General features: G+C 64.9%; 5 protein-coding genes. 2 read left to right on the top strand and 3 right to left on the bottom strand.

The window, feature by feature from the left end:
• Nucleotides 1-104 precede the first annotated feature (104 nt).
• From Q0L57_RS08175 to Q0L57_RS08185, 3 genes are all read right to left on the bottom strand, one after another.
• Nucleotides 105-407 (bottom strand): HigA family addiction module antitoxin, encoded by a 303-nt coding sequence (locus tag Q0L57_RS08175; protein ID WP_296740946.1) that lies wholly within the window; start codon nucleotides 405-407, stop codon nucleotides 105-107.
• Nucleotides 408-444: 37 nt separating this feature from the next.
• Complete coding sequence (locus Q0L57_RS08180) at nucleotides 445-726, bottom strand: type II toxin-antitoxin system RelE/ParE family toxin (protein ID WP_296740948.1); 282 nt, start codon at nucleotides 724-726, stop codon at nucleotides 445-447.
• A 97-nt stretch (nucleotides 727-823) separates the two neighbouring features.
• Nucleotides 824-1,312 (bottom strand): Lrp/AsnC family transcriptional regulator, encoded by a 489-nt coding sequence (locus tag Q0L57_RS08185; protein ID WP_296740951.1) that lies wholly within the window; start codon nucleotides 1,310-1,312, stop codon nucleotides 824-826.
• Nucleotides 1,313-1,419: 107 nt separating this feature from the next.
• On the opposite strand from Q0L57_RS08185, the gene Q0L57_RS08190 reads away from it, so the two are divergent.
• Both Q0L57_RS08190 and Q0L57_RS08195 read left to right on the top strand, forming a co-directional pair.
• Nucleotides 1,420-2,622, top strand: a complete 1,203-nt coding sequence (locus Q0L57_RS08190; protein WP_296740953.1) for a diaminopropionate ammonia-lyase — start codon at nucleotides 1,420-1,422, stop codon at nucleotides 2,620-2,622.
• The coding region (locus Q0L57_RS08195) for a hydantoinase/carbamoylase family amidase (RefSeq protein WP_296740955.1) at nucleotides 2,619-3,562 on the top strand (944 nt) is incomplete at its 3' end. The genes Q0L57_RS08190 and Q0L57_RS08195, both read left to right, overlap by 4 nt.

Genomic DNA, 3,562 nt, shown 5'->3' on the forward strand with positions numbered 1-3,562 from the left:
ATTCTAGGGTCTGCGCGCGTCGCTTCGCTCCTTGCTTCGCCCTAGAATGACGAAGGCGCCACTTCCAGCCCGACCTTCACGGGAAGCGACGACGCGTCACGCCCTTAAGCGGCAGCCGCCTCAAAGCGTTCGATCTCCTTGAGTTCTTCCTGTATGGAGGCGCCCTCGACGGCAAGGTCGTAGCTCGCCTGCATGTTCATCCAGAACTGCGGGGTCGTCCCGAAGAACTTTGCCAGGCGCAAAGCGGTGTCCGGCGTGACGGGCGTGGTTTCGTTGGCCAGGCGCTCGATACGGGTGCGCGGCACATGAAGCTTCTTCGCCAAGGTGTAAGGCTTTAGGTCGAGTGGCTCGAGGAACTCGGCCCTCAATATCTCACCGGGATGGATCGGCTTATCGAGATTGATCATCTGGTTTACTCCGTCGCACAGAGCCGGTCATTTTCGGCTAGTGATAATCGGTGATTTCAACATCCTCCGCGCCGCCATCCGTCCATCGAAAGCAAATGCGGAATTGGTCATTGATGCGAATTGAATACTGGCCAGCCCGATCGCCCTTCAGCGCTTCCAGCCGGTTTCCCGGCGGGACTCGAAGATCCACTAGTTCCGCGGCGTTATCGAGCATGAACAGTTTCCGCTGAGCGACACGCACGAGGTCCGCCGGAAACCCTTTCAGGGCCTTGCCTGTCGATACCGCTTCGGAAGTTTTGTTCTTGAACGAGCGTATCACCGGCAGCTCCGACTAACGTATCTTATCATGATACGTTCCTTCGTCAAGCGTAGAGTATCATGTTGTGACACGAACACTTCGATGCAAATCCACTAAGTCACCGTGGACGCGACACGTCCAAAGGCACCTCCAGCCCCACCTTCACCCTGTCCATCGCCACAAACGTCCTGAATCTCTTGACGTTGTTGTTCTCGAAGAACAGCCGTCTGGTCAGCGCCTCGTAGTCGGCCATGGTCGCCACGGTGACGACGAGGATGAAATCGGCCTCGCCGGTTACGTAATAGCATTGCTGCACTTCCGGCACCTCGGCGAAGCCGCGCTTGGCGGCGTCGATCAGTTCGGCGCGCTCGCTCTCCACCTCCACCTCGACGAAAATGGTGATCGGGTGGCCGACCTTGGCCGGGTCGACCAGCGCCACATTGGCCCGGATGACGCCGGTCTCCTCCATGCGCTTGATGCGCCGCTGCACCGCAGGCGCCGACAGGTTGACCGCCTCGCCGATGACCCGCTGCGGCGTCGTGTTGTCCTTCTGCAGGATGGCGAGGATGGCGCGGTCGAAGGGGTCGAGCTCGGGCGAAGCGGTCATGGCGACATCCCAGACGAAACAAACTTGCATTTCAAGCGGCAAAACAGAGCGCCTTTCTCGCTCCTCTTGCAATAAATTTCAGCCATCGAGACGGAGAAAGCCAAGCCATGCTGCTGCTCAATCGCCACCCTGACCATCGCCAGCCGCTGACCCATGAAGATGCCGCCACGCTTGGGACAGTCGGTGCCGGGGAGGCGGAGCGCTTCCTCGCCGCGCGCGACAACCACGCCGAGACGCCGCTGCACGCCTTGCCGGCTTTTGCCGGCGAGCTCGGCATCGGCGCGCTCCACGTCAAGGACGAAGGCAAGCGCCTCGGCCTCGGCAGCTTCAAGGCGCTGGGCGGCGCCTATGCCGTCATGCGCCTGGTGCTGGAGGAGGCCGGCAAGCGACTTGGCCGCGCCGTTGATGTCGCCGAACTGCACAAGCCCGAGGTGAAGGCGGTCGCCGCGCAGATGACCTTCGCCTGCGCCACTGACGGCAATCACGGTCGCTCCGTCGCGCAGGGCGCCAACCTTGTCGGCGCGCGCTCCGTCATCTTCGTCCATTCGGGCGTCAGCAACGAGCGAGTGGCGGCCATCGCCCGCTTCGGCGCCGAGATGGTGCGCGTCGCGGGCGATTACGACCAGTCGGTTAGGGAAGCCGCCCGCGTCGCCGCCGAGCGCGGCTGGACGGTTGTCTCCGACACTTCCTGGCCGGGCTATGAGCGCATTCCGGGGCTGGTCATGCAGGGCTACACGGTGATCGTGCGCGAGGCGTTGAAGCGCCTGCCCGAGCCGCCCACCCATGTTTTCCTGCAGGCCGGCGTCGGCGGCTTCGCGGCGGCGATTGCCGGCCATCTCGCCATCGTGCTCGGCGAAAAGCGGCCGACTGTCACAGTGGTCGAGCCGGCGCGCGCCGCCTGCATCTACGAGACGGCCAAGGCCGGGCGTCCAGTCACGATCGCGCACAGCCAGCCGACCGTCATGGCGATGCTCGAATGCTACGAACCGTCGCTGGTCGCCTGGCGCGTGCTGTCGCGCCTCGGCGATGCCTTCATGACGGTGGACGAGGAGGACGCGGTGTCGGTCATGAACCGACTGGCGCGGCCTGCCGGAAACGATCCGGCGATCGTCTCCGGCGAGAGCGGCGGGGCCGGGCTCGCCGGCCTGATCCGCGCAGCCGCCGACAAGAAGATGCGCGCGGCGCTCGGCCTCGACGCCGGCTCCCGCGTTCTCATCATCAATTCCGAAGGCGCCACCGATCCCGGCCGCTATGCGGAATTGGTGGGCATGGCACCAGAAGAAGTCGGGCAAGCGAGACAGCCGGCATGAGCAACCTGACGATCGACGCCGACCGCCTTCTCGCCCGCATCGAGGAACTCGGCAGCCTAGGTCGCGATGTGCAGGGCCGGCTCGTCCGCGTCGCTGCCTCCGATATGGATCGGCTCGGCCGCGACCGCTTCGTCGGCTGGCTGGAAGAGGCAGGGCTGGAGGTCGCTATCGACCGCATCGGCAACATCTTCGGCATCTGGGCAGATGGCGCTAACAAGAGCCAGCCGCCGGTCATGCTCGGCTCGCATATCGACACGGTGATCGACGCCGGCATCTATGACGGCTGCTATGGCGTGCTCGCCGGCCTGGAGGCAATCGAGAGCCTGAAGGAGGCGGGCTTCGCGCCGACGCGCCCGATCGTGGTTGCCGCCTTCACCAACGAAGAAGGCGTGCGCTTCTCGCCCGATATGATGGGTTCGCTGGTCCATGCCGGTGGCCTCGGCGTCGAGGAAGCGCTGGCCACGACCGGGACCGACGGTTCGGTGCTGGGCAAGGAACTGGAACGCATCGGCTATGCCGGGAAGCATCAGCCCGGCTTCCTCAAGCCGCATGCCTATGTCGAACTGCATGTCGAGCAGGGGCCGGTCCTCGAGCGCGAAGGCATCGCCATCGGCGCGGTCGAGAACCTGCAGGGCATTTCCTGGCAGCGCATCACCATCGAGGGCGTCGCCAACCATGCCGGCACCACGCCGATGGCGATGCGCAAGGATGCCGGCGTTGCCGCCGCTCGCGTCATTGCCTTCCTCGCCGATCGCGCCGGCGCTTCGCCGACGCCCACGGTCGCCACCGTCGGCACTATCGCCTTCGAACCGAACGCCATCAACGTCATCCCGTCGCGGGCAACCTTCACCGTCGACCTGCGCGATCCCGACGAGACGCGCCTGCGCCAGGAGGAGGTCGCGCTCGCCGCCTTCCTCGACGGGCTCGCGGCAAGCGCCGG

It is taken from the genome of Mesorhizobium sp., from assembly GCF_024509055.1.
GTDB lineage: Bacteria > Pseudomonadota > Alphaproteobacteria > Rhizobiales > Rhizobiaceae > Mesorhizobium.

What these genes read in the sequence shown, in the direction of transcription:
- Q0L57_RS08175 (WP_296740946.1), bottom strand. Translation starts at nt 407, where the DNA reads ATGATCAATCTCGATAAGCCGATCCATCCCGGTGAGATATTGAGGGCC.
- Q0L57_RS08185 (WP_296740951.1), bottom strand. Translation starts at nt 1,312, where the DNA reads ATGACCGCTTCGCCCGAGCTCGACCCCTTCGACCGCGCCATCCTCGCC.
- Q0L57_RS08190 (WP_296740953.1), top strand. Translation starts at nt 1,420, where the DNA reads ATGCTGCTGCTCAATCGCCACCCTGACCATCGCCAGCCGCTGACCCAT.